At 60.9% G+C, this 25,437-nt stretch carries 17 protein-coding genes and 1 pseudogene; 12 read left to right on the top strand and 6 right to left on the bottom strand.

Annotation, left to right across the window (positions count from 1 at the left end; genetic code table 11):
* Positions 1-14: 14 nt before the first annotated feature.
* The 3 genes from ACIREA_RS02615 to ACIREA_RS02605 all read left to right on the top strand — a co-directional run bounded on the left by ACIREA_RS02615 (position 15) and on the right by ACIREA_RS02605 (position 2,778).
* Entirely contained in the window at positions 15-908 is an 894-nt protein-coding gene (locus ACIREA_RS02615) for a ThuA domain-containing protein (protein ID WP_397380258.1), read from the top strand.
* Between the two features lie 40 nt (positions 909-948).
* Positions 949-2,235 carry a hypothetical protein gene (locus tag ACIREA_RS02610; RefSeq protein WP_397380256.1) on the top strand — a complete coding sequence of 429 codons (1,287 nt, stop codon included), beginning with the start codon at positions 949-951 and terminating at the stop codon, positions 2,233-2,235.
* Between the two features lie 69 nt (positions 2,236-2,304).
* A complete protein-coding gene (locus ACIREA_RS02605) occupies positions 2,305-2,778 on the top strand; it encodes a hypothetical protein (RefSeq protein WP_397380254.1) in 474 nt (157 codons plus the stop codon).
* A gap of 314 nt (positions 2,779-3,092) precedes the next feature.
* Here the strand turns inward: ACIREA_RS02605 and ACIREA_RS02600 are convergent, their stop codons facing one another.
* Both ACIREA_RS02600 and ACIREA_RS02595 read right to left on the bottom strand, forming a co-directional pair.
* Positions 3,093-3,416, bottom strand: coding sequence for a DUF6572 domain-containing protein (locus ACIREA_RS02600; RefSeq protein WP_397380252.1), 324 nt, complete (start codon positions 3,414-3,416; stop codon positions 3,093-3,095).
* 152 nt (positions 3,417-3,568) lie between these two features.
* Complete coding sequence (locus ACIREA_RS02595) at positions 3,569-4,948, bottom strand: polysaccharide lyase 6 family protein (protein WP_397380251.1); 1,380 nt, start codon at positions 4,946-4,948, stop codon at positions 3,569-3,571.
* A gap of 234 nt (positions 4,949-5,182) precedes the next feature.
* On the opposite strand from ACIREA_RS02595, the gene ACIREA_RS02590 reads away from it, so the two are divergent.
* Positions 5,183-6,643 (top strand): DUF4832 domain-containing protein, encoded by a 1,461-nt coding sequence (locus ACIREA_RS02590; RefSeq protein WP_397380249.1) that lies wholly within the window; start codon positions 5,183-5,185, stop codon positions 6,641-6,643.
* 58 nt (positions 6,644-6,701) lie between these two features.
* On the opposite strand, the gene ACIREA_RS02585 is transcribed toward ACIREA_RS02590, so the two are convergent.
* A complete protein-coding gene (locus tag ACIREA_RS02585; RefSeq protein ID WP_397380247.1) occupies positions 6,702-7,442 on the bottom strand; it encodes a helix-turn-helix domain-containing protein in 741 nt (246 codons plus the stop codon).
* A 71-nt stretch (positions 7,443-7,513) separates the two neighbouring features.
* Between ACIREA_RS02585 and ACIREA_RS02580 the strand changes: the two genes are divergently transcribed.
* Positions 7,514-11,314 carry a PVC-type heme-binding CxxCH protein gene (locus tag ACIREA_RS02580; RefSeq protein WP_397380245.1) on the top strand — a complete coding sequence of 1,267 codons (3,801 nt, stop codon included), beginning with the start codon at positions 7,514-7,516 and terminating at the stop codon, positions 11,312-11,314.
* Positions 11,315-11,536: 222 nt separating this feature from the next.
* Positions 11,537-12,472, top strand: a complete 936-nt coding sequence (locus tag ACIREA_RS02575) for a ThuA domain-containing protein (protein WP_397380243.1) — start codon at positions 11,537-11,539, stop codon at positions 12,470-12,472.
* Between the two features lie 368 nt (positions 12,473-12,840).
* Here the strand turns inward: ACIREA_RS02575 and ACIREA_RS02570 are convergent, their stop codons facing one another.
* Positions 12,841-13,728, bottom strand: a complete 888-nt coding sequence (locus ACIREA_RS02570) for a helix-turn-helix domain-containing protein (RefSeq protein WP_397380241.1) — start codon at positions 13,726-13,728, stop codon at positions 12,841-12,843.
* A gap of 121 nt (positions 13,729-13,849) precedes the next feature.
* On the opposite strand from ACIREA_RS02570, the gene ACIREA_RS02565 reads away from it, so the two are divergent.
* On the top strand, positions 13,850-16,669 hold the full coding sequence (locus ACIREA_RS02565) for a glycosyl hydrolase (protein WP_397380240.1): 2,820 nt from the start codon (positions 13,850-13,852) through the stop codon (positions 16,667-16,669).
* Between the two features lie 109 nt (positions 16,670-16,778).
* Here the strand turns inward: ACIREA_RS02565 and ACIREA_RS02560 are convergent, their stop codons facing one another.
* Entirely contained in the window at positions 16,779-17,033 is a 255-nt protein-coding gene (locus ACIREA_RS02560; RefSeq protein ID WP_397380238.1) for a hypothetical protein, read from the bottom strand.
* Between the two features lie 71 nt (positions 17,034-17,104).
* On the opposite strand from ACIREA_RS02560, the gene ACIREA_RS02555 reads away from it, so the two are divergent.
* Genes ACIREA_RS02555 through ACIREA_RS02545 form a run of 3 tightly spaced genes read left to right on the top strand, consistent with a single transcriptional unit; the run spans position 17,105 to position 21,019 of the window.
* Entirely contained in the window at positions 17,105-19,144 is a 2,040-nt protein-coding gene (locus tag ACIREA_RS02555) for a DUF5722 domain-containing protein (RefSeq protein ID WP_397380236.1), read from the top strand.
* 42 nt (positions 19,145-19,186) lie between these two features.
* Positions 19,187-20,620, top strand: coding sequence for a sulfatase (locus ACIREA_RS02550; RefSeq protein WP_397380234.1), 1,434 nt, complete (start codon positions 19,187-19,189; stop codon positions 20,618-20,620).
* A 36-nt stretch (positions 20,621-20,656) separates the two neighbouring features.
* Entirely contained in the window at positions 20,657-21,019 is a 363-nt protein-coding gene (locus tag ACIREA_RS02545) for a sulfatase (RefSeq protein ID WP_397380232.1), read from the top strand.
* Here ACIREA_RS02545 and ACIREA_RS02540 read toward each other — a convergent pair whose 3' ends face one another.
* A complete protein-coding gene (locus tag ACIREA_RS02540; RefSeq protein ID WP_397380230.1) occupies positions 21,020-23,773 on the bottom strand; it encodes a hypothetical protein in 2,754 nt (917 codons plus the stop codon).
* A gap of 101 nt (positions 23,774-23,874) precedes the next feature.
* Here ACIREA_RS02540 and ACIREA_RS02535 point away from each other — a divergent pair.
* A pseudogene (locus tag ACIREA_RS02535) lies at positions 23,875-24,129 on the top strand (DUF1501 domain-containing protein); the annotation flags it as partial.
* Between the two features lie 393 nt (positions 24,130-24,522).
* Positions 24,523-25,437 (top strand): sulfatase-like hydrolase/transferase (locus ACIREA_RS02530; protein ID WP_397380228.1); only part of this gene is annotated, 915 nt, incomplete at its 3' end.

The raw sequence follows: 25,437 nt of genomic DNA, 5'->3' as shown, positions 1-25,437 counted from the left end.
CCCGCCTCTTGCCCATGAAGTCTCTCCTGCTCCTCGCCCTCGCCCTCTCAGTCACCGCCTCCGCCGCAGACATCCGCGTCCTCGTCTGGGATGAGCAGCAGCCGGAGCAAAAAAAGGCCTATGGCGAAAAATTCCTCGGCGAAACCATCGCGGCACATCTGGAAAAACAGCCGGGCCTCGTGGTGAAGACCGCGCGGCTCGATGACACAGAGCAGGGCCTCAGCGATGCCACGCTGGATGCCACCGATGTCCTCGTCTTCTGGAGCCACCGCCGTGTGAAGGAGCAGAACGACGCACGCATGGAGGCCGTGGTGCAGCGCGTGCTTGCGGGCAGGCTCTCGCTCATCGCCCTGCATTCCTCGCATTGGGCCAAGCCCTTTGTCCGCCTCATGCAGGAGCGCTCCAAGGCCGATGCGCTCGCACAGCTGCCCGAGGCGCAGCGCGCTGCCGCCAAGTGGGAGTATGTGAATGACCAGCCCTATTATAAAGTCCTCGGCCGCGCCGCGCGCATCACACCGTTTGTCGAGCCACTGGAAGGCGGCGCATTGAAGCTCACGCTGCCGCAGTGCGTGTTCCCCGTGTATCGCGCCGATGGCGCGCCGGGCCATCTCACCACCCTGCTGCCGCAGCACCCCATAGCCGCCGGACTGCCCGCGCAGTGGGACATCCCGCAGACCGAGATGTACGGCGAGCCCTTCCACGTGCCCGCGCCGGACGAAGTCGTGTTTGAGGAAAAGTGGGACAAAGGCGAGCACTTCCGCAGCGGCTGCGTGTGGCAGGTCGGCAAAGGCCGCGTCTTCTACTTCCGCCCCGGCCACGAAACCTACCCCGTCTTTCTGCAGGCCGAGCCGCTCCGCGTGGTGGAAAACGCCGCGCGTTTCCTCGGTGCAGCCACCGCCTCCCGCTGATTCATACTCGCCAGCACGCCCTCGTCTTCACCTTCCCAGCATGCACTTAAATCACACAGTCACACTCCGCCTCGCACTCACCGTCCTGCTGCTCGCATCACACTTGCTGCCCGCCGCCGATGCACCCGCGCCCACGCTCCCCCAGGCCATAGATCAGGCCCACACCGAACTCTGGCGCCGCTTCGTCGATCCCCACGGCATCATCCGCGATTTCGTGGGCGAACTTCCCACTCCCGAAGACTGCAAGCTCGGCCGGCCCAATGCCATCGGCTGGTGGAGCCCCATCGAAAACGGCCCCATGTTCACCGGCATGTATCTCCCCGCCATGTGCGAGCGCGCCCGCCGCAGCGGTGCCGCAGCCGATGCGGAGCAATGCCGCCGCCTCGCCCAGGGCCTCATCAAATGCGCCTCCGTCTCCGATGTCCCCGGCTTCATCGCACGCGGCATCGGCACCGATGGCGTCTGCCACTACCCGCTCAGCTCAGACGATCAAACCCACCCCTGGTTCCTCGGCCTGCACGCCTATTTGAAAAGCACCATCCCCACCGCCGCAGAGCGCCAGCAAATCGTGACCAAGGTCAAAGAAGTCGCCACTGCCCTGGAGGCCACCCAGTGGCGCATCCCCTGCGAAGGCGATTTTAAAGGCACTTTCCGCGGCGGCTTCACCGGCCACCTCTTCCGCGATGCCGTCCGCTACCTCTACCTCCTTCGCGCCACCCACGAAATCACCGGCGATGCCATCTGGCTGGAGCGCTACCACAAAGCCCGCGCCGAGCGCCCCGCACCCGCTGGCAAAACACGCGCCGAGATCTGTGCCATGGGCTATCCCTACGACCGCGAAGCCATCGCCAACATCGATGTATCCCAGCTCTGGATCTACGTCGGCAGCCAGGCATCGCTGTCCCGCCTCATCGAAATGGAAAAGGATAAAACGCTCAACGCCCTCTACCGCACCGGCCTCACCGTCAACGCCACGAATGCCCTCCCCGCCATCAAGGCCCACGAGACCTTCGACAACAACGACACCAAAGTTTTTGGCAACGCCAACTGGCGCGCCGTTTACTCCACCTGGTTCCCCCAGCCCACCCAGGAAGACGCCGCCAGGCTCGCCAAAATCGCCGATATCACCAAGCGCGGCCAGCGCAAACACTATGAGGCAAGCCTCATGCGAAACCCTCTCGCCGCCGCCGCCATCGTCTCCCTCCTCCACGACGGCTCAAACCGCGCCCTCATCGAGCACGCCCTCCGCCACTACGACTACTCCAAGCTCAACATGGCCGAACTCTTCTTCGCCGAATGCGCGTTTTACGCGCTGCCAGCCAAGTAGCCCAGTTGCGCTGCAACTGGTCAGTTCACGCAGTGCATCAGAACACTAAACCATAATAATGTCTCATTCATGAAAATCAGGCCGCTACTTCATGTCTGTTTGTTTGTCTTATGCCTCCACTGTTCTTTCGCGGCCGAGAATGATCCTTTCCTGGAATTTTGGGATGACACGGATGAACAATTTTTTCTCATTCTCAGAGACTCAGAACCCAAGCTTCTCATAGCGTGGATGTCCGTCATGGTCCGTTCGCAAACCGCTGCCAAGAGAGCTACTTGTGCTGCAGCACTGGGTTATGACAGGTGCTTTTATGATGCCCCCGAATTATTTGGCGAAGAGTATAGGGTCAAAATGCTGAAAACACTTCTTCAGGACAAAGACCTCGGCGTACGCCGCTCTGCCATTCAGTCCTGCCAGTCCGTCTTCGCTCCTGAATCCAAATCCCTGCTGCCCATGCTTGAAAAAATGAAGAATCAGCAAGGTCTTAATGCTGCGGAAAAGCAGCATCTCATATACACTCTGGAGCTCCTTAAAAAGCTGAAGTGAATCCATAAGCATCTCATAGGCAGATGAATTATTGAAGTGAAGTGCGAACTGAGGGCGAGAAGCGGCTTGATGTGGCATGCGATGCCAAAATCAAAACACACTTACGCCACTCCACTCCGCCGCACGCCAGCCCCAACGGGGCTGCGTAATTAAGCCCAGGGTCAGCCGAGCCTCAGCGAGGCGACCCTGGGTGCAATGCATCAAAACCGGAAAGCAAACCCAAGACTCCGCCACACCCGACGCCCACCAGCAGCGTCTGCAAAGAGCCCCGCCGCACATGGGTGGCGGGAGCTGTCCAGCAGCGGGCACAAGACTCACGAATACCCCACGCTGACGTGCAGCAACTCCATGCCGATGCCACGCTCCTGCAGCCGGCCATTCACCAGCGCCATTTTTTCGGCGGCTTTATCAGGCATCACCTCATGGAAGACAATTCGGAGGGTGGCTGGCATCCCTTCCGTTTCAGGCAGTTCCCTCGCTAGAGAGCCAGATTCAATCACCGAGATGTAGCCGCCAATCCTGGTCAGCAGGGAATTCATCACTCCCTCAGCATCCCAGGGATCGGGCTGTGTCAAAGAGAGAATGACACGGTCCTTCCTGGCTGAGAGGCTCACCTTTTCAATGACAGTTTCGTCCATGGCAGAGATCGCTTTGCGTTTTCAAGCAGTCCACTGATGGCGCTTAAGTGCCATCAATGGCAAGCGCAGATATGGAACTCAAGAGTGTGTTTTTTAAAAACCTCCGCATCGAATGCTTGGTCCCATTCAGAGCTCCGTGCCATCCCGCCCCCCTACCGCTCAAACACATTCCTCACCTCCCGCCACGTCTTCCGCACCTCACCCTCCGGATCAGGCGCGAGGTAATCAAACACGCTCGGCCCCTTCATCCCCACAAACACATTGTCCTCCACCTGGATGTCACGCGGCAGCAGCGGATACTCCTTGCGCGGATACGCCCCCACCGCGATCCGCGCATCGCAGTACTCAAAACGATTGTGCGAGATGAGGATGTTCTTCGCGCGGCCATACCCGGCCACATCCCCGTTGTCGCCGATGTTCTCCGCGCTCGCGGAGAGAAAGGCCAGCGTCCAGAAATAGTAGTCCTTCGGCGCCTTCAGATTTCGAAACGTGTTGCCCGAGATCACATGGTCCGAGCCTTCCGCCGTGATGCCGCCCGTGTTCGCCTTCCCCCTGCCGTCAAACACATTGCCCTCCACCCGCACACGGTTCGCTGAGCGCAGCGACAGCACCCCCTGGCAGCCAAAAAAGAAATTCCCTCGCACCCAAACATCCGAAGCCTTCAGCGAGATGATCTCATTTTCACCATCGCAGTTTTCAAACGTGTTCCCTTCAATGAGCGAGCCCGCCCCCTTCGCGCTCTCACCGCTCCAGCCGATCTGCAAAATCTCGTAGCCGTTTTGTCCGTCGATCTTCGGCCTCTCCGTAAAGCGATTGTTCAGCACATGAAGCCGCTGCAGCCCCGTCTTCGGCAGCTCCGCAGCACCTATCATCTGGCCGATGTGCTTCAGCCCCGCAAAGCGGCAGCCTGCCACCGTGTTGTCGCTCCCGCGCATGCTCATCAGCCACAGTTTCTGCCGCGGCCAGTCCGCCGCCTCCGTCGATCCACAGTGGTCAAACGTCAGCCCTGTGAAGATGCAGTGGTCCGCAGGCTTCGCCTCGCCATCACCCGCACGCAGGATCACCGCACCCTCCCGCGCCGGATTCACCCCGCGAAACGTCAGCCCCTGCACCACCAGATTCGAGCCATGAAAAATCACCTCGCTCTTCCCCGTGAACACCGCCCCACCGCTCGTCTCCGGCCGGATGAGAATCGGTGCCGCCTCCGTGCCCACACCACTGAAAGTGAAGCGCGCATCCTTCCACTCCGCCCCCACCAGCACCAGCTGATCCCCCGCCTTCAGCTTCCCCGCCAGCGCCCGCACCTCCGCCGCAGACGCCACCCGATGCACCGCCCCCGCAAACAACCCGCATCCATCAATTCCCTTCTCCTCCATCCTCATCAGCCGCCCATCCACCGGCCTCTGCAAATCCTCCGCACCACACAGAATCGTCGTGATGAAGCCCACCATCACAGCAGCACGCCTCAAAGGTGCACGAAAATAGCAGCGGCTGTTGGGTGCTTTCATCGCGGAGGTTTTCAAGTCAGTCATGGGAAGGTCATGACAAGAATGCCGCACCCAGCACACTCCTTTCAGATCATCTTCAAACACACAGGCAAGCCTCCACAGCACCACCGCATGCCATGGACACCCCAGTCACATTCAACAAGTGCGCAATCCACGCCGCCCATTGCACATTGACAAACAAGCCGCTGATTTTAATGCGCCGCATACCCACAACGACTTGAAGCTCATCTTCCCGCAAGCCTTCGCCACACGCATTCCATGAAATCCCGCCTCCCAGCAGCCTGCATGCTTTTAAAACTCCTTTCGTATTCCGCCTCCCTCCGCCCCGCTCTCACCGCGCTGCTGCTCCTCGCAGCACTTCCCGCGCCTGCCGCTGACGACCTCATCACGATCTCGCCCAAGCCCACGACAAAACCCATCTTCAATCCCGGCAAAGGCTGGTCCGTGCACGACTGGCCCAAGTGGCAGGACAAGGAAGTGCTCCCCTTTATCCGCATGGGCGTGCGCCGTTTTGACTGGGCCAGCCTGGAGCCCAGCGAAGGCCAGTATGACTGGACCAGCGTGGAGGAAACCCTCGCCGCATGGGATGCCATCGGCGGCGTGTGCAATCTCGGCGTCATGTGCGCCAGCACCCACAGCAAGCTTCCCGGCGGCTACGTCACGCCCAAGTGGGTCTTCGATGCAGGCGCCAAGATGCACGAGCTCGACCTCACCCCGCAGATGGCCACCCAGGGCACTCCCGGCCACAAGATCGCCCCCGTCTTCGATGATCCCATCTTCCTCGCCAAGTATCGCGCCTTCCTCAAAGCTTTCGCCAAGCGCTTCGATGGCGATCCCCGCATCGCCGTGCTCGACATCCGCTCCTATGGCAACTGGGGCGAAAGCCACATGCACCCCTTCAAGGTGCCCGACATCTCGCCGGAGAAATTCCGCGAGCACGTGCAGATGCACATCGACGCCTTCAAAAAAACACAGCTCTGCCTCTCACGAAACAGCCACCTCGGCCACTTCGGCCCGCTCAAGGAAATCTTCGACTGGGCCGTGCTCACCCAGCACATCGCCCCGCGTCGCGATGGCATCTGCGGCAACAGCGACGGTCGTGAAACCGCCATCGGCCTCGGCATCGCACCCGGTGTGTTCGAGTTCTACGCCGACTACGACACCCTCAAGCAGCTCGGCTGGTGGGACGGCATCAAGGACAAAAACGGCCAGGGCTTCCGCCTCGAAGACTGCATCGAAAACGGCCACCCCACCTGGGTCGATCTCGGCGGTGGCAAACCCACCCTCCGCCTCCTGCAGGAAAACCGCGCCCTCATCGAGCGCCTCACCAACCGCATCGGCTACCACTTCATCTTGAAGGAAGCGAAGTATCCCAAGACCCTCGCTGCAAACCAGCCAGACACCCTGTCACTCACCTGGCAAAATCAAGGCGTCGCCCCCATCTACATCCCCGCCAAAGTCTCCTTCGCCCTCATTTCCGCCGATGGAAAACCCGCCTCCATCTGCGATGCCACCACCTCCATCCCCTCCGCATGGCAGCCCGACACCACCGTCACCGTGGCAGATCAGCTCACCATCAAAGACACTCCGCCCGGCGACTACAAACTCGCCATCGGCCTCCGCCAGCCCAAAGACACCCAGAAGCCCTCGATCCAACTGGGCATCGAACTACCCACCGTAGACGGCTGGTATGTTCTGGGATCTGTGAACGTGAAGTAGTTGCCCCATCCTCGGCTCAGCGATCCGCAAAAGACAGCCTCATCCTTGCCCCAAGCCCCTACCCCTGATGCCGCATGCGGAACTGCTTCGGCGTCATGCCAATGCGTTTGCGAAAGTGCTGGGTGAAGGCGCTTTGATCGCAGAAGCCGTGGGCGGTGGCGATGTCGATCACTTTGTCACGAGTCTGGATCAGCGCCTCGGCAGCCGACTCAATGCGGATGCGCAGCATGAGTTCATACGGCGTGATGCCGAGAGCTTGATGAACCTTGCGATACAGTGTGCGCTCGGAGAGGCCGCATTCGCGCGCCAGCTCAGCCGTGCTGAGGATGCGGCACGTGTTCTTCTGGATGTGGCTGACGATGAGGGTGACTTCGCTGCTGGGCTGATGACCGCTGCGGCCTTCATCGCGGCGGGTGAGGCCCATGAGGCCGATAATTTTTCCGTTCTTGCCCCGCAGCGGCACCTTGGTGGTGAGAAACCAAGTCAGCGTGCGCTGCTCGTCATACCAGACTTCGAGGCGATTGATCAACGGTTTGCCGGTGCGGAAGACAAGCGCGTCATCGGCACGGTAAGACTTGGCGGCTTGCTCGGGGTAGAAGTCTTCGTCGAGCCGACCAATGACATTTGCTTCACCTTCGAGGCCCAGCCGTGTCCACATCGGCTCGCTCGCGGCAACGAGGCGGCTCTCGCGGTCCTTCACAAAAAAGAACACGTTGGGCTGCTGATCAAACATGAGCCTGAAGGCCTGCGGATCGGCCATGCTGGCAAAAAAGGCGCTTTGTAGAGACTTGGCGTTCATGGCAGGATCATAACAACTTTTGGCAGATCTAGGCCATGTATTTCCGAATGGAAAGGCGTTTTACTGCGACCATGAAATCCCGCCGCTTCTTTTCCTCCCTCATTCTTGCCCTGCTCGCCTGCACGGCGGCCTCGGCTCATGATGAAACCCTCACGCTGCGCCAGGATGAGGCTGCAAACACGATCTCCGTGTATCGAGAAAATGTCGCGGAGCCGATCCTCACCCAGAATGCGCGGCCGGACTTTCGCCCTTACATTCATCCGATTGCCGCACCCGATGGCAAAGGCGTGCTCACGGAGTACAGCCCCGGACACCACAAGCACCAGACCGGACTCTACTGGGGGCTGAAGCAGGTGAATGGCCGCGACTATTTTCACAATCCCGGCGCTGGCTTCTGGCGCAAGGTTTCCAGCGCGGTGCTAGTCGCCAAAGGCGCGTCCGTGAAATGGACCACCGTTTATCAGCTGCTCGATGCCGAAGGCAAGCCGGTGATGAAGGAGACCCAGGTGTGGACCATGCGCGACAACGATGGTCGTTACTTTCTCGATCTCGAATGGCAGGGCGAGGGCCTTGTGGACCTGACCATGGCCAAGCAGGAATACGGCGGCCTCTTCCTCCGCATGCCGTGGAAGCCTGGCATGGAAGGCGGCGTGATGAACAGCGTGCGTCAGGCCAATGCACGCGCCACCGCCCAGCGCTCCATCTGGATGGATGTGGGCCTGCAAGTGGAGGGCCGCAACGACCTCGCACACATCGCCATCTTTGATCATCCAAAAAACGCAGGCTATCCGCAGCCCTGGCGTGTGGACGGCCAGATGGGCGTGGGCCCCTGCCGCGCGATTGCGGGAGATTGGAAGATTGCGAAGGGAAAGACTGAGACAGTGCGGCATGAGTTCCTCGTTTACACGGGCAAGCTCAATGACGTGTCCCTCACCGATTCGTGGAAGGCCTACACCGGCCAAGGCTCGGACGCCGTGATGTGGGGCATCGCCAAGGCCGAGGGCAAACAGGCCGCCTTCCTCACCGGCGAACAAGCAGTGGCAAAGATGACGGTCCCCGAAGGATTCGAAGCCAAACTGGCCGCCACCGAGCCGATGATCACGCAGCCGATGGCTTTCTGCTGGGATGATCGCGGCCGCCTTTGGGTCGCGGAAAATCGTGACTATGAAACCCGCAGTGCAGGCTTCTCCGCCGATGGCAACAGCCGCATCCTCATCCTCGAAGACACCAATGGCGATGGGAAATTCGACACACGCAAAGTCTTCCTCGAAGGCATCCCCTTCCCCTCCGCCATCGCGGTGGGCTTTGACGGCCTCTGGCTCGGCGCACCGCCCAATCTGCTTTTCGTTCCCGACAAAAATCAGGACGACAAAGCCGATGGCCCCCTCGAAGTACGCCTCACCGGCTGGGGCATTCAGGATCGCCATGAAGTCTTCAACAGCTTCACTTGGGGCCCGGATGGCTGGCTCTATGGCTGCCAGGGTTTCGCCACCCGCTCCACCGTGGGCAAGCCCGCCGATGGCGGCAAGATCCTCCGCAAAGGCGACCCCTTCCCCGTCGAGATGCCGGTGAAAGATGGCCAGTACATTGATGGTGGCGTGTGGCGCTATCATCCCACCAAGGATCGCTTCGAAGTCGTCTCCCACGGTTTCAGCAATCCATGGGGGCTCGACTTCGATGACCACGGCCAGTGCTTCATCACCGCCTGCGTCATTCCGCATCTCTGGCACGTCATCCCCGGCGGCATCTACCACCGCCAGGGCGGCAGCCACATCAATCCTTACGTCTTTGATGACATCAAGACCATCGCAGATCATCGCCACCGCTCCGCGCATGGCGGCGCCCGCGTGTATCTGGCGGATGAATTCCCCAAGGAATACCGCGACCGCATCCTCATGGCCAATCTCCATGAGCACGATGTCATCACCGACATCCTCAAACCCAGCGGCTCCGGCTTCATCGGCCACCACGGCAATGAGCCGCTCTTCGCCAATGACAATGCCTGGGTGGGGTTCAGCATGGAGATCGGTCCCGATGGCGCAGCCTACGTGCTCGACTGGCATGATACCGAAATCTGCGGCAATGCCACGCACGACAAAGACACCGGCCGCATCTACCGCCTCGCGCCTAAGGGCCTTCCGGGAAAATCCGGCATCAATCTCGCCGCGCAGTCGGACCTCGAACTCGTCGGCCTGCTGACGCATCGCAATGACTGGTACAGCCGCCGCGCCCGCGTGCTTCTGCAGCAGCGCGCCGCCGCTGGCCGCCTCGATGCCGCCGTGCCTGCCAAGCTGTGGGAACTCCTGGCGCAGTCGAAGACCTCCGCGCATCAGCTCCGCGCACTCTGGGCTCTGCACATCACGCAAAATCTCCCGGCGGATCGCCTGCTCCCTCTGCTGGATCATGCCGAGCCCTTCATTCGCGGCTGGGCCATTCAGCTTCTTGGCGAAGACCGCGCCTGCAGCCCCGCAGCTTTGGCCAAATTTGCCACCATGGCGGAGAACGACAGCTCGCCCATCGTGCGCCTCTACCTCGCCTCGGTCCTTCAGCGCATGCCGCTGGCGGATCGCTGGCCCATTGCGCAGCATCTCGTCAATCACGCCGAGGATGTGGCGGATCACAATCTGCCAAAGATGATCTGGTTCGGCATCGAGCCGCTGGTGGAAGCCGATGCCACACGCGCGATGGCGCTCGCATCTCACAGCAAGATGCCCGTGCTCGCACAATACATCGCCCGCCGCGCCATCGCCGCCAAGCAGCTTGAGCCCGTGGCCGCCACGCTGCAGAGCAGCAGCGACACCGCCCTGCGCCTCAGCCTGGTGGAAGGCGTGCGTGATGGCCTCAAATCGCTGGGCCGCAATGTGGTCACGAAGCCCGCGAACTGGGACGCCGCCATGACCGCGCTCGTTGCCACCCAGGATGCAAAGCTCAGCGACTTCACCGCGCAGATCGGCCAGCTCTTTGGCGATGCCAAAGCCGCCGCCGCCCAGCTTGCCGTGCTCAAGGACAAAGCAGCCCCCATCGAGCGCCGCCAGCAAATCCTCACCGCCTTTTCCCGCGATGCCTATGCCGCCGCGCTGCCCGTGGTGCTGTCCCTTCTGGATGAACCCGCGCTGCGCCGCAATGCCATTCGCGCCCTCGCTTCATTCGATGCCCCGCAGATCGCGCCAGCTTTGATCAAGCTCTACGCCAAGCTCCCCGCTGCAGAGAAAACCGAAGTCGTGCTCACGCTCTCCGCACGCCGCAGCACCGCGCAGGCCCTCGTCGCTGAGTTGAAGAAGAACACCATTCCGAAGACCGATGTCAGCGCCTTTGACGCACGCCAGCTCTACCGCGTGATCGGACCTTCGTTCGTGGAATTCTGGGGCCCCATCACCCAGCTTGCCAGCGACAAGCAGGCGGAGATGGCCAAGTACAAAGCCATGCTTACCGATGCCGTGCTTGCCAAAGCCAGCGTGGGCCGTGGCCGCGCCGTCTTTGAGCGCACCTGCACCGCCTGCCACACGCTCTACGGCGCCGGTGGCAATATCGGCCCCGATCTCACCGGCTCCAATCGCGCCAATCTCGACTACATCCTCGCCCAGATCCTCAATCCCAGCGAGGTCATGCAGGAGAGCTATCAGCTTATCATCGTCACCACTCGCGATGGCCGCACCCTCGCCGGCATGGTCGCCGCAGAAGACAACCAGCAGCTCACCCTCCGCCTCGTCGGTCAGGACAGCGTCGTCACCAAATCCGAAATCCTCTCCCGCGAAAAATCCCCCGTCTCCATGATGCCCGAAGGCCTCCTCAAAACCCTCAAAGACGACGAAGTCCGCGACCTCATCGCCTACCTGCGCACCACTGCGCAGGTGCCGTTGCCGAAGCCCTGAGGCCAGTGGACGCCTGCTTCAGGATCGCATCAATCCCCCGCCCCACGCGCAACCTCTGTCTCAAAGCCGGTAACGCCCTCTTTCAGTGATCAGCCGTCGTCACTTCCTCAGCCAAACCGCACGTGAAGGCTGGAAGGTGTGAGGCTTACTCACTCTCAGCGCGTCGAAGCCCAACATCATCCTCACCAATACAGGACCTCCTGAAACATCACAATCACGACCATGAATCATTCATTTTACACCTCCCTGTTCAAACTCTCGATCGTCTTTGGATTGGCGCTCTTTCAGCTCTCTGCGCCTGCCGCTGAAAAAAAGAACATCGTGCTCATTGCTGGAAAGCAGAGCCACGGTCCCGGAGCTCACGAACACAACGCAGGCGTCCAGTTGTTGGCGAAATGTCTCCGGGCCGGGGTGCCGGATTTGGTGGATGTGAAAGTGCATTTGAACGCCGAATGGCCTGCGGAAGAAGAGATCAAAGCCGCTGACACCATTTTGATTTATGCGGATGGGTTTACCATGCATCCGGCGTTGCAGGGGGATCACCTTCAGCAGCTCTCCGTGGAGATGAAGCGTGGCTGTGGTTTTATGGCGTTGCACTGGTCAACTGAGGTGCCCAAAAACAAGGGCGAGGCTGAGTTTCTGGATTGGATGGGTGGATACTGTGACCCGAGTTGGAGTGTGAATCCGCACTGGCAGGCGGACTTCACCACGTTGCCCGAGCACCCAATCACCAGCGGCGTGCATCCCTTTTCAACCAATGACGAGTGGTATTTCCACATGCGTTTCCGCGAGGGCATGGCGTCCGTGAGGCCCATCTTAACCGCCGTGCCACCGGACTCCACCATGAGCCGTCCTGATGGCATGCGCTCAGGCAATCCCGATGTCCGAAAGGATGTAGCAAACAAGGTCCCCCAACACGTCGCGTGGGCGGCAGAGCGGACCGGCGGAGGCAGAGGCTTTGGCTTCACCGGCGGCCATTTTCACAAGGGCTGGGCCAACAACGATCAACGGAAGCTGGTGCTCAACGCGATCCTTTGGACCGCGAAAGCAACCGTTCCCGCCAATGGCGTGGAGTCCGTGGTCACCGAGGAAGATTTGAAGCAGAACCTTGACCCGAAACCCGCTCCAAAAGCCCAGGTTCCACAGCCAAAGCCGTGAGACCGCAGGCGATGAAACAAACATGGGCACAACATCCCCGAACCCCGAACGGTTTCCTAGACGCTTGCAGGAACTCCGGGAAGCGATGGGTTTGAGCAACGTCCACCTTGGCTTGTGAGCGTGGCATCAGCCGGGAATCCATCGGCAGGATCAAAGGCGGTTTCATGCGCCTGACGGTGGGTGAACCACAGGGCTGTGGACCGCACGCGCCTGCTCAATAAACTTGGTGCGGCTATCCGCGAATGGAAACCGGGACTGCTTGATGGGAAAAGCTATCCGCAGCAGCAATCGTCCTCTGACCTTTCCCCTCCATAACGTCCTCTGGCTTTGGCAGGACAGCCCGCGACGATGACCAAAGTTTCCAGGCCTCACACCTTTCGCCTACGCCACTCTGTGGCCGTGCATCCTTTCATTTTGCGGAAGATGCGGGAGAAGTAATGCGCGTCGGCGAAGCCGCATTGGGCAGCGATTTCTTTGATGGAGTCGTCGGTGGCCGCGAGTCGTTGCATGGCGGCGTGGATGCGGACTTGCAGGTGATATTGCAGCACGGGCAGGCCAGTGTGCTTGCGAAACTGCTGGCGCAGCCACGCGGAACTGACGCCGAGTTCCCGTGCGAGGGCCGTCAAACTCACGACGCGGTCAAGGCGCTGATGCAGGATGGTTTTGGCGCGGTGGATGATGGCCTCGGTGCGTGTCGTGGTGCTCTTCAGCGGGCGGACGGCGGCCCGGATGGTGGCAATAATAAGCGTCGTGGTTGCGGCGATGATTTGCGCGAAGCCCACCCGCTCCGAACGCATTTCGCTGATGATGCTGGTGAAGTAATCAAGCAGGGCATGATCACCGCGCGGCGCGAGCACCGGCTTGGTCAGAGATATGAAACCCTTGCGCAGCAGACGCTTCGCCGTGTCACCGTTGAAGCCTACCCAATACTCATCCCAGCCTGTTTTCGTATCGGAGTGGAAGCGGTGCCATTCGCCGGGAAAGAGCAGAAAGACACTGCCAGTCTCGATGCGCTTTTTCCCGCTACTCTCGGATTCAAACACGCCTCCGCCGCGCGCGATGTAGTGCAGTTGAAACTCTCGCAAAACGCGGCCCTGCTCCCACGCGAAGTCGTAGCCTGTCGGATGGCCTGGCGGTGGGTAGGTGCTGCCGGGCTCGATTTTCACATAGCCTGCGCAAGTGACGTTCAGTCCCCAATCCGCATCACGACGATGGAGGGGGAAGTAACGGTAGAAGGTTTCTGGCTCGGCATTCATGCACACACAGTAACGAGCGCAAGGACCCGGTTTCAACGTGGCAGATTGTCCACCATATCTGACAGTCCGTCCATTCAGCCATTGCTGAGAAGTCGGCATGATCTGCGTTCACCTCCTAGACATGAAACACACTCACACCCTCCTCGCCGTCCTTCTGCTCGTGCCGCTGGGGCTCGTTCACGCTGCGGATGCAGACCCGCTCGCATGGCCGCAGCCCACGCGGGATGCGAAGCCGTGGACGGCTTGGTGGTGGATGGGCAGTGCTGTGGACAAGGCGACGATGACGCGGGAGCTGACGGAGTTTCGCGAGGCCGGGCTCGGGGGCGTGGAGGTGGGGATGTTTTATGGCGCGAAGGGGGCGGAGGAGCGCTACATCGACTTCCTTTCGCCGCGCTGGATAGAGATGCTCGCGCACGCGTCGAGCGAGGCGCAACGGCTGGGCATGAGACTCGATATGGCCACGGTGGCGGGCTGGCCGTTTGGTGGTCCGAATGTCTCGGCGGCGATGGCTTCGAGCCGGGTGAATTTGACGAGCTATCCGCTCGTCAGCGGCGAACGATTGACCACGCGGCTGCCTGCGCGGCGGCCCGTTGGCGATTTGCCGGTGAAGTCGAATGCTGACGGTCAGATTGCTTTGCCGAAGGAATCGCTCGGCGAGTTGCAAGCTGCGGTGGCGGTTTCCGAGAGCGGCGAGCAGAAGGATGTGGCGGACCGCGTGCGCGACGATGGCCAGCTCGACTGGATAACACCCGCAGGCCGATGGCAGCTCTGGGTGGTGAGTCGCATCGCTCCCATCCAGACGGTGAAACGTCCTACACCCGGCAATGCGGGCTATGTGCTCGATCCTTTCTCGCCGTCAGCGGTGCGCGAATATGTGAAGCGCTTCAGCGATGCCTTCACCGGCTTTCCCGCACCGAAACCGAATGCGCAGTTCCATGAATCGTTCGAGTATTTCGGCGCGGACTGGTCGCCGGGAGTGTTCGACGCTTTCCAGCAAAAGCGCGGCTACGACCTGCGCACTCAACTGCCTGCGTTCGCCGGTTCCGACACCGAGGATGCAGTCGCCCGCGTGCGCTGCGACTACCGCGAGACGATGTCGGATTTGCATCTGGATTACCTCAAGACGTGGTCGGACTGGGCGCACGCGCAGGGCAGTTTGTCGCGGAATCAGGCCCACGGTTCACCGGGCAACATGCTGGACCACTACGCGGCGGCGGACATTCCTGAAACGGAGGCCTACAAGCAGGACCGCAGTTTGCTGGTCATGAAATTCGCCTCGTCCGCCGCCCACACAACGGGCAAGCCGCTGGTCAGCAGCGAGACGGGCACCTGGGTGAAGGAGCACTTCACCGGAACGCTCGGCGACCTCAAGGCGCTGGTGGACGACTTTTTTCTCGGCGGAGTGAATCGCGTGAAGTTCCACGGCGCGGCCAGTTCGCCCGCCGACGTCGCTTGGCCTGGCTGGATGTTTTACGCGTCCACGCAGTTCAACTCGCGCAATCCCATCTGGCGCGATGTGCCCGCCTTCACCTCCTACATCACGCGCTGCCAGTCCGTGCTGCAAGCCGGCCAGCCTGACAACGACGTGCTGCTCTACTGGCCGGTGCATGACCTCTGGAAGCAACCGGCGGAATACAACACGCCCACGCAAAAAGCCGCCGGGGCACTGCCGCATCACAACGTCCACGAGCGTGACTGGTTTGAAGGCGAACCGGTCGGTGAGATTGCGGCGCAACTGTGGCAGCGCGGCTATGGATTCGACTTCGTCTCGGACCGCCAGCTCTCCGCAGCGACCGTGAATCGGAGCATCGCGCTCGCAGGCTCGCGCTATCAGGTCATCGTCGTGCCGCCGTGCGAGACCCTGCCGGAGACGACACTCGCGCGTTTGCTTTCCCTGGCCGAGGCAGGTGCGACCGTCATCTTTGTGGACCGCTTGCCCAAGGACGTGCCCGGTCTCGGCAAGCTCGCGGCGAGGCGTGACGAGTTCCGCACCCAGCTTGCGCGGCTCGTATTTGCCAATGACGCGAGTGCGCCCGTGAAGATAGCAAACATCGGCAAAGGCAAGGTGCTCCTCGGTTCTCCTGATGCTGCGTTGAACGAAGCCAAGGTGCCGCGCGAAACGATGACCGACTCCGGCATCCTTTTCATCCGTCGCACGGAGGCAGGCCGCAGGCACTACTTCATCACGAATCGCAGCGGCAAAGCATTCGATGGCTGGCTTGCACTAGCAACGCCCGCGAAGTCCGTCGTCATCCTGGACCCGATGACCGGGCGCACAGGAAGTGCCACAATGCGAACCGCCGAATCTCAGACTCAAGTGTATGTGCAACTCCAACCCGGCGAGTCGCTCATCCTGCGCACGCTCGCAGAGCAGGAAAACTTCGCACCGGAAGATGAGGCTCGATGGACTTACTCGCGAGCCCAAGGACAACCCAGCGTCCTCAGCGGAACATGGAAGGTGGATTTCATCCACGGCGGCCCGGTGCTACCACCACCGGCCGAAATCACGACGCTCGCCTCGTGGACCGGCTTCGGCGCAGAAGCCGCCTGCTTTGCCGGGACCGCCTGCTACCGCATCACCTTCGATGCGCCGCGGTCCACGGCAGACCATTGGTTGCTCGACCTCGGCACCGTCGAGCAAAGCGGCCGCATCCGTCTCAACGGCACCGACCTCGGCACCCGCTTCGCCGCGCCTTATCAGGTCACGCTTCCGGCCTTGAAGCCGCAAGGCAACGAACTGGAAATCGAAGTCACCAATGTCGCTGCCAACCGCATCCGCGACCTCGACCAGCGCCACGTCGAGTGGCGCATTTTTAACGACATCAACTTCATGAGCATCACCGGCAAACGCTTTGACGCTTCCGCCTGGCCGATCACCAACTCCGGCTTGCTTGGACCGGTGACGCTGCAAGCTACACGAGCATGGCAAAGCGCCAAGTGAACTGGCACCCCCCATACGGCCACTCACAATCAAAAAGCAATCTTACGATCATTTGACTCTGCTGCTGAACTGAAACGCCCGATGCTTCCCGCAACCACGACGCCCACGACTACGCCGAGCGCATCCGCGAGCGGCTGCCGAGACGCTTGCAATAGCTGCGGGAACGGTGCGGGTTGAGCAAGTATGGGCTGGCTCGTGAAAGTGGACTGATTCGGGAATACATCGGCAAGCTGGCAGCAATGAGGCGGCTCTCGCGGTCCTTCACAAAAAAGAACACGTTGGGCTGCTGATCAAACATGAGCCGGAATGCTTGCGGATCAGCCATGCTGGAAAAAAAGGCGCTCTGGAGTGACTTGGGAGACATGGCAGGATGATCACAACTTTTGGCAGAACTAGGCCATGTATTTCCGAATGGAAGGGCGTTTTAATGTTGCCATGAAATGCCGCCGCTACTTCGACTTCCTCACTCTTTGCCTGCTCGCCACGCTCATCGTTCTCAGCCATCTTGTCCGCGCAGACGAACCGCCGCTGCGTGTCGCGGTCACGCCGGATTCGCTGCGCTTTGAGTGGCCGCCCAGCGCGGGAAAGACGGAGATTCGCGAGTTGCCGCTGCATACCTCGGCGGCGGGAGAAGGCCACGTTTTGTGGAGTGGTGAAGGCCCGGGTGCGACGGTGCCTCGCTTCGATGGCAAACGCGACCGGCTGTTCGCGAAGTTTGAACGTCGCTTGGATGGGAAGGCGCTTGGTCTGCCGCAGCATGTCACGGATTTCTCCGCGCTCCCGCAGCGGAAGAACTCCCTCGGCTCGCTCGCGAACAAGAAAGGAATAGCCTGCCTGCTCGACGTGGAGGATGGCAGGGCGCTCGGCTTCGGGCAGTCGAACCAGAACATCAACATCGGCTGGCTGATCGATTGGCAGACCGCGGAGCCAAAGCTCAGCTTCGAGTTTGAGGGGAGAAAGATCGGGCTTCGTCCGGCTGCGGTCGCGGCGCTTGATCGCGAATTGCAGGCGCTCCACGCGGCGAAGATGCGCGTGACGGGCATCCTCGGGAATACCGTTCAGAAGTCCATGTCGCGGACATCGCCGCTCGTGCATCCGCTCACCGATCCGGCGACGGTTCCAGAGGGCCCGGCGGCGTTCAACACGGCGACGGAAGAAGGCGTCTTCCTCTACCGTGCGATCCTCCATTGGCTGGTGGATCGCTACACGCGAGAAGACGCGAAGTTTGGCCAGATCGCCGGGCTCGTGATCGGCAACGAAGTGCAGAACCACTGGGGCTGGTATCACCTCGGCGCGGTCGAGCCAGAGGTGTTATTGCGCGAATACAGCGTTGCTCTCCGCATCGCCGATCTGGCCACGCGCAGTGTGCATGCGGACTTCCCGATCTTTATATCGCTCGACCATCACTGGACGCTTACCGCCACGACGGATCGGACGCACGACTTCACCGGCGTGGAAGTTCTGGAAGGAGTCAACGAGCGTGCGAGACGGGAAGGCGATTTTCCATGGAACCTCGCGCATCATCCGTATCCAGAGAACCTTAGACAGCCAAGCTTTTGGAATGACCGCTCAGCGCCCTTGCGGTTCGACGCGCCGCGGATCACGTTTCACAATCTCGAGGTGCTGCCCGCCTTCCTGCGCCAGCCGCGCTTCCTCTTCGAAGGCAAGCCGCGCCGGATCGTGCTGACCGAACAGGGCTTTGACTGCCCTCCCGGTCCCGATGGTGAAGTCGTGCAAGCCGCCGCTTTCGCGCTCGCGTGGAAGAAGGTGCAGGCGCTGCCGGGCATTGAGTCCTTCCTGTATCATCGCCATGTCGATCATCCGCACGAGAATGGTCTCCTCTTCGGCATCCGCGAGCACGATGGCAGTGCGAATGTCAACGGCGTTGGCCGCGCGCGGAAGATCTGGGGCGTCGTGCAAAAGGCCGGCACGCCGGAGGAAGATGCCGCGTTCGCCTTTGCGCTGCCAATCGTTGGGCGCAAGGATTGGAGTGATGTCGTGGCGACAAAGTTCGACCCGCCGCGTGCAGTGAAGCGCGAGACGGGGCACGTGGTCTTCGACTTCGTCGCCCAGCGAACGAAGGCACAGCAGGAGAATGTGCAGTCAGTCCAGCTGCGGCGCATCGGCCCGCCGGACGAAGTGCCGGAAGTTGCGCTGCAGCAGCATCCGAAGCCGAAAGGCCGCGCCCTGCTGACCTACCGCGTCGCGATTCCCGCTGCGGATGCGAAGCGCTGCCTGCTCACCTTTGACGCGCTGCTGAACAACGCGAAGAGCAACGGTGCCGCCTTCGCCATCGAGATTGATGGACGCGAAGTCTTCGCGCGCCAGCTCAAGGGCGCGGAGCGCGTGCCGGCAGAGATCGATCTCGCCAGCTTCCGTGGCCGCGAAGTCAGCATCGCCTTCATCGTCGATCCCCTCACCGATCCCGCAGGCGACTGGGCGACGTGGGTCGCCCCGCGCGTCGTGCTGCGCTAAGATCGACGCTGCGCGTTCAGCCGCGTCCCATTTGATTCAACCATGAAATCCTCCTTTCGACACCTCTTAGCCCTGCTGCTCGCGCCGCTGGCCACACTGCACGGTGCCGATGTGCCGAAGCCTGCAGGCAAGCCGAATATTCTCATCATCCTCACCGATGACCTCGGCTACGACGACGTCGGGTGCTACTGGACGCCGGACAACCGGCCGGGCTTCGAGAAGATCCGGACACCGAACCTCGACCGGCTCGCCGCCGAGGGCGCCCGGTTCACCGATTTCTATTCTCCCGCCCCCGTTTGCACCCCGTCCCGCGCAGCCCTCATGACCGGCTGTTACCCGGTGCGGGTGGGCATGTCCAGCTTCGGACGCAATGGCGGCCACGTACTCTACGAAGCGCACGTGGAGGGGCTGAACCCCGACGAGGTCACCCTGGCTGAGATCTTGAAGGAACGCGGCTACGCCACCGCCTGCGTTGGGAAGTGGCACCTCGGGCACCTGGCCCCATTCTCCCCGCGCCAGCATGGCTTCGACGCGTTTTACGGGATGATGTTCCCCAACGACATGAAACCCTTTGTCCTCCACCGCGACGAGACGGTCATCAAGCCGCACCCCGACCAGAAGACGCTCACCGAGCAGTTCACGGAAGAGGCGGTGAAGTTTGTGCGGACGAAACGCGACCAACCGTTCTTCCTTTATCTCGCCTACAGCGCACCGCACATCCCGTTGCACGTCTCCGACCGCTTCCGGGGCAAATCGGCGCGGGGCTTGTATGGGGACGTCGTCGAATGCATGGACTGGGGCGTGGGCGAGGTCCTGAAGGCCCTGGACGAAACCGGGCTCGCAGACCGGACACTCGTGGTCTTCACCTCGGACAATGGGCCGGACACGCGCGGACCCTACGATAAACGCGGCCAGGCCTTCCCCCTGCGGGCGGCCAAGGCGACCACGCGGGAGGGAGGCGTGCGTGTTCCTTGCCTGATGCGTTGGCCGGGCCGGATCCCCGCCGGCCTCGTCTGCCGCGAGATCGCCTCCGCGATGGACGTCCTGCCCACCGTGGCCGGTATCGCCGGAGCGCAGCCTCCGCAGGACCGTATCATCGATGGAAAGGACATTCTCCCGCTGATGACCAAGCCCGGTGCGCCGAGTCCTCACGACGCGTTCTTCTACTACAACGGGGAGAAACTAGAGGCGGTCCGCAGCGCGAACTGGAAGCTCGTCTTTCCGCGCACTGCAATGGACGACACCCCGTATGAGCGGAAGCAGGGAGCCGCGAAGGAGGCACTTCTGCCCGAGGCGCTCTACGATCTCGCGGCGGACGTGGGCGAGACGACGGACGTGATTGGAAAACACCCTGAAGTCGCGCAACGTCTGTCTGCTCTAGCGGAGAGGATGCGCGAGGACATTGGTGACTCCGCCACCAAGCAGAAGGGCAAGAACCGCCGCCCCGTGGGCCGCGTGCCTGCTTCGGGGCAGTGATGCCGCGCTCACGACAACCTTACCAAGAACGAACTGATGAGACCCATACGCCACTTACTCACAGCAGTCATCGCTGCCCTGACACTCGCAGGAGTTTCTGCGCTGGCCGAGCAACGTCCCAACGTCATCTTCATCGTCGTTGACGACCTCGGTTACGGCGAACTCGGTTGCTATGGCGGCAAAGGCATCTCGACACCGCACATCGATGCACTCGCGGCGAGTGGGGCGCGATTCACGAGCGGTTATGTCACCGCGCCGTTTTCTGCGGCCTCGCGTGCGGCGCTGATGACGGGTCGCTACCAGACGCGGTTCGGTTTTGAGTTCAATCCCATCGGCGCGAAGAACGCTGCGCCGGGCATTGGCTTGCCGATCGCCCTCCTCCTTTTTCCTCGCTCGTAACTACTCGAAGATGCCTGGATCGTTGCTCAATGCGACGAGGTCGATTTGAACCTCCTCACGTGGCGAAAGCTTCACCGTATGCTCTCCTGCCGAGAGATCGAAACTTTGCAGGCAGCTCAAGGTCGCGCTGCGATTTTGGGCGGCCATGCACCAGCTCCAGTCGGTCGAAGCCCGGAGCTGCGCGGATTCCTTGGCTCCATCATCGACGCTGAAGTGAATGGAGTCGTGCTGATCCGCCGGTTCATTCGCACGCACACGCAGTATCACGAAGTATTTTCCGGCATTCGGAACGCTGAAACGATACTCTGCAGCCTCCTTTCCTGAAGCATTCATTAACTGAACGTATTGTCCACCGGAGGCTGAGGCATCTTTCATGACTTCATAGGCATTCCCTCCCGATGGACTCTCTGCTTCGACGAACTGCGTCCACACGCCCTCCTTCTCGGGCTTGATCGCCTGGCGATAATCGGTGTTCGCATAGACCATCACCGGACGGGACAATCCATCGGCGAACCGGATCAGAAAAGCTCCTTTGTAAAGGGCGCGCGCCTTCATCCGCTCGGGATGAAGCTTCACGGTGAAGGTTTCCTGCCCACCGGAGGCCAGGACACCTGCTTCGGGCACAACACTGAACCAGTCAAAGGCGTCGTTCCGGGCGATGCGATAGTGGCTCTTGAATCCAGCCCCATCGACGCTCGCGACGATGCGCTGCTCCGCTGCGGCAGCCGTCTCTGCGCTAGTGAACCGGAGTTGGTTGCGATCCACCTGCACGGCCAGCGGACGAATCGGAAGCGGTCGACCAAAGCCTTTCTGAAACGCACCGAGATCAACCGGCCCAGACCCGCTGGTGGTGAAATTCTCCAACGGCTGACCGCGCCCAATGGCCTGCGACCGTTCTCCTAGCGCGTAGAGCCCGGCCGCCGCATTCACGAAGCCGGGATCGCCCGCCAAGCCATGGGCTTCAGCCCCAGTCTTGCCGTTTGCCTGGAGATTGTAGTCGCAATCCGAGCGGGGACTCTCGCTCACGCCATTGATGTTGTTCCGTCCGGCAAAAAGATTGTTGCGGGCAACGATGCTGAGATGACTGGGCAGGCGAAGGTCGCTGGAGGGGCCGAATGTCGTATTGCCAAATACAAACGAAACCGCACTCGGGCCGCTGCGGTTTGAGGAGGTTTTGATCGACTGTCCAGCCAGGCTGCGCTGATCACCCAAGTTCACCAGGAGGTTCTCGAAGACGTAGGACGGGCCCGACATGCAGCCCTGGATGCTCACTCCACACAGGCAGCCTTCGAACCAATTTTGGAAGACTCGGACATTGATCTGGCCGCCATCAGTCTCGACCGCGTCGTCGTTCGCAAAGCAGATGAAATTCCCGTATATGTCAGCATCGCGATTGAAGCCACCATCGACGTCGAAATTCCCCGCGCCCTCAATCCCATCGTTCCAACGGTGCTCGTCACTGCCCACAAAGTCATTGTAACGCAGGACCGTGGAACGCGGTTTGTCTATGCCAACCGCCTGCGGACCGGCGGGGTGCGCATAATACCACGAGTTCGCGGTGCTCAGCGGATCGTGAATGTAACAACGCTCCACGACCGTCCCGATGCTTCGGCTGATCAGGATTGCAGTGTCCCAGTCGATGCTTTTTCCAGCTGAGGTATAATACATTCCATCGAGATCGAAGCGTTGCGCACCCTTCCGCCCCCAACTAGCGATGTCGCAGTTAACAATGCGAATGTGCTCACAATTTTTCACAGTGACGGCTTGTGCCAGACCACCGCGAAGCGTGAGCCCGTCGAGAATGACATATTTCACCTTGGACAATTCCAGCAACGGACCTTGTCGATCATTGCGGAGGACAAAGCCATCCTTGGCAACGTAGCGAATCCAACCCGTGGGCGTCCCCGATTGGATGATTTTCAGATGCCCGTCAAAGTTCGTTTCGTCGAGAACAATGGTCTCAGCCACTGGAACGTCACTTCGCCAAGTGCGAAACCCGTCTTGAGCCAGGACTCGATTGGCCCCATCGGTGATTCGCAGCTCATAAGCGCGATCTTCATCCAGATGCACGATGCTGCCGCGATACATCTTCTCCTCCGGCAGATACACCGGCGGATAGGCCTTTTGCCACTCTTCGCCCGTTATCCGGAACTCCACCACAAGCGAATCGCGTAGTGGACTGGAGAAGTAGAAGGAGCAGGAGTTGAAGTGCGGCACGAGCTCGAAGGGTGCCACCTGCAAACCGGCGTCGGCGGTCGCTTCGCGTGCAAGGATCTGCTGATTCTCGGCATCAGATAAAGCAGCAACATACTTCACGAACTCGAAGGTGATTTCCTCCTGATCGCCGTTCGCATACAAGCAAGTCTCAACCTCGCCGGGGCCACTCCAACCGAATAACTTCCGCGTGTCGATCGCGTAAAGTCCTGGCCGGTCTATCTTGATCGCATCTCGCTTGTCGGCAGGTTTGCGGCGGATCAGCTTGACTGTGCCGCTCCCAGTCAGCGCCGCCACCTTGACCACGAAGATCGGGGTCTGATCGAAATCCACCCGATGAACCTTGCCCGCCATCACCCACTCCGGGGCTTCGGGGCTATCCACTAAGCGGAGCTTGCCCTTCTCCGCAACAACCGTGCCGGGTGTGGAATCAGATCGCTTCCAACCGCTTCCGCCAAAGTTGTCCACTACACTCACATCAGCAAAACCCGTTGCGCAGAGTGACAGAATTCCAAACCCGATGGATAAACGTCTGATCATAAGTATTCTCATCACCTTTACATGGTGGAGCATGGGGTGTGAAGCAAAGGGAATTCCGAAACCATCCTTTCGTGGATGGCGCTGAGTGAAGCAGGTTGATTAGCGGCCGCGATCATAACCCCGAGGGCTTCATCGCATGGATGGCAGGGGCAGGCGTGAAGCCAGGCTTCAGCTACGGCGCGACCGATGAGCTCGGCTACTAGGCCGTGGAGAACGTGGCCACCGTGCACGACTTCCACGCCACCATCATGGAGATCCTCGGCTTGAATCACGAGCGGCTCTGCTTCTACCACAATGGCATCGAGCGCCGTCTTACCGACGTGCATGGGCACGTCATCAAAGACATCATCGCATGACAAGACATGCCCGCCGCGCCGGACAACCACGATGCCCACGACTACGCCGAGCGCATCCGCGGGCGGCTGCCGCGGGCGGCTGCCGCGGGCGGCTGCCGCGGCGCTTGCAGGAGTTACGGGAGCGCTGTGGCCTGAGCAAGTATGGGCTTGCTCGTGAGAGCGGGCTGAGTCGGGAATACTTCGGCAAGCTGGCCGCGATGAGGCGGCTCTCACGATCCTTCACAAACAAGAACACGTTGGGCTGCTGATCAAACATGAGCCGGAACGCCTGCGGATCGGCCATGCTGGCGAAAAAGCCTCTCTGTAGTGACTTGGGTGACATGGCAGGATGATGACAACTTTTGGCAGACTTAGGCCATGTATTCCCGAATCGAAAGGCGTTATACTGTTTCCATGAAATCCGGCCGTTTCTTCTGCTTCCTCGCCCTGCTGCTTTCGACCCTAGGCGTTCAGACTTCATCACTCGCTGCGGAGCCACGTCCCAACGTCATCTTCATCGTCGTTGACGACCTCGGTTACGGCGAACTCGGTTGCTATGGCGGGAAAGACATCCCGACACCGCAGATCGATGCACTCGCGGCGGGTGGGGCGCGATTCACGAGCGGTTATGTCACCGCGCCGTTTTGCGCGGCATCGCGCGCGGCGTTGCTGACGGGGCGTTTTCAGACGCGCTTCGATTTTGAGTTCAATCCCATCGGCGCGAAGAACGCGGCCCCAGGCATTGGCTTGCCAGTCGCAGAGAAGACCATCGCAGATCGTCTGCGTGATGCTGGCTATGCAACGGGATTGGTGGGCAAGTGGCATCTCGGTGGCACGGCGGAGTTTCATCCGCAGCGGCGTGGCTTTGATGAGTTCTTTGGCTTTCTGCACGAGGGGCATTTCTATGTGCCGACTCCGTGGCAGGGCGTGACGACCTGGCTGCGCCGCAAGACTCTGCCTGATGGCGGTCAGGGCCGGTGGACGTCACCCGATGGCCGTATCGTGTGGAGCACCCATCTCAACACCAACGAGCACGAATACGACACGGACAATCCATTGCTGCGCAGCAGTCAGCCCGTGGATGAAGAGGCGAACCTCACGGATGCCTTCACGCGTGAAGCCTGCGACTTCATCGGAAGGCATCGCGCGCAGCCGTTCTTCCTCTACCTCGCCTACAACGCCGTCCACAGCCCAATGCAGGCCACGGACGATTACATGAAAAAGTTCGCGCACATCAAGGACATCCAGCGCCGCATCTTCGCAGCCATGCTCGCGCATTTCGATGACAGTGTGGGCAAGGTGCTCGCGCAACTCCGTGGCAGCGGCATC

This window comes from Prosthecobacter sp. (assembly GCF_044373815.1).
Taxonomy (GTDB): Bacteria; Verrucomicrobiota; Verrucomicrobiia; order Verrucomicrobiales; family Verrucomicrobiaceae; genus Prosthecobacter.
The sequence above is the reverse complement of the archived record's forward strand: the minus strand, read 5'-3'. Positions and strand labels throughout refer to the sequence as shown.

Coding starts and splice junctions, on each gene's coding strand:
- ACIREA_RS02610 (WP_397380256.1), top strand. CDS start 949: ATGCACTTAAATCACACAGTCACACTCCGCCTCGCACTCACCGTCCTG.
- ACIREA_RS02600 (WP_397380252.1), bottom strand. CDS start 3,416: ATGGACGAAACTGTCATTGAAAAGGTGAGCCTCTCAGCCAGGAAGGAC.
- ACIREA_RS02565 (WP_397380240.1), top strand. CDS start 13,850: ATGAAACACACTCACACCCTCCTCGCCGTCCTTCTGCTCGTGCCGCTG.
- ACIREA_RS02545 (WP_397380232.1), top strand. CDS start 20,657: ATGAGACCCATACGCCACTTACTCACAGCAGTCATCGCTGCCCTGACA.
- ACIREA_RS02595 (WP_397380251.1), bottom strand. CDS start 4,948: ATGACTGACTTGAAAACCTCCGCGATGAAAGCACCCAACAGCCGCTGC.
- ACIREA_RS02560 (WP_397380238.1), bottom strand. CDS start 17,033: ATGTCTCCCAAGTCACTCCAGAGCGCCTTTTTTTCCAGCATGGCTGAT.
- ACIREA_RS02605 (WP_397380254.1), top strand. CDS start 2,305: ATGAAAATCAGGCCGCTACTTCATGTCTGTTTGTTTGTCTTATGCCTC.
- ACIREA_RS02615 (WP_397380258.1), top strand. CDS start 15: ATGAAGTCTCTCCTGCTCCTCGCCCTCGCCCTCTCAGTCACCGCCTCC.
- ACIREA_RS02570 (WP_397380241.1), bottom strand. CDS start 13,728: ATGAATGCCGAGCCAGAAACCTTCTACCGTTACTTCCCCCTCCATCGT.
- ACIREA_RS02585 (WP_397380247.1), bottom strand. CDS start 7,442: ATGAACGCCAAGTCTCTACAAAGCGCCTTTTTTGCCAGCATGGCCGAT.
- ACIREA_RS02580 (WP_397380245.1), top strand. CDS start 7,514: ATGAAATCCCGCCGCTTCTTTTCCTCCCTCATTCTTGCCCTGCTCGCC.
- ACIREA_RS02555 (WP_397380236.1), top strand. CDS start 17,105: ATGAAATGCCGCCGCTACTTCGACTTCCTCACTCTTTGCCTGCTCGCC.
- ACIREA_RS02590 (WP_397380249.1), top strand. CDS start 5,183: ATGAAATCCCGCCTCCCAGCAGCCTGCATGCTTTTAAAACTCCTTTCG.
- ACIREA_RS02575 (WP_397380243.1), top strand. CDS start 11,537: ATGAATCATTCATTTTACACCTCCCTGTTCAAACTCTCGATCGTCTTT.
- ACIREA_RS02550 (WP_397380234.1), top strand. CDS start 19,187: ATGAAATCCTCCTTTCGACACCTCTTAGCCCTGCTGCTCGCGCCGCTG.
- ACIREA_RS02540 (WP_397380230.1), bottom strand. CDS start 23,773: ATGATCAGACGTTTATCCATCGGGTTTGGAATTCTGTCACTCTGCGCA.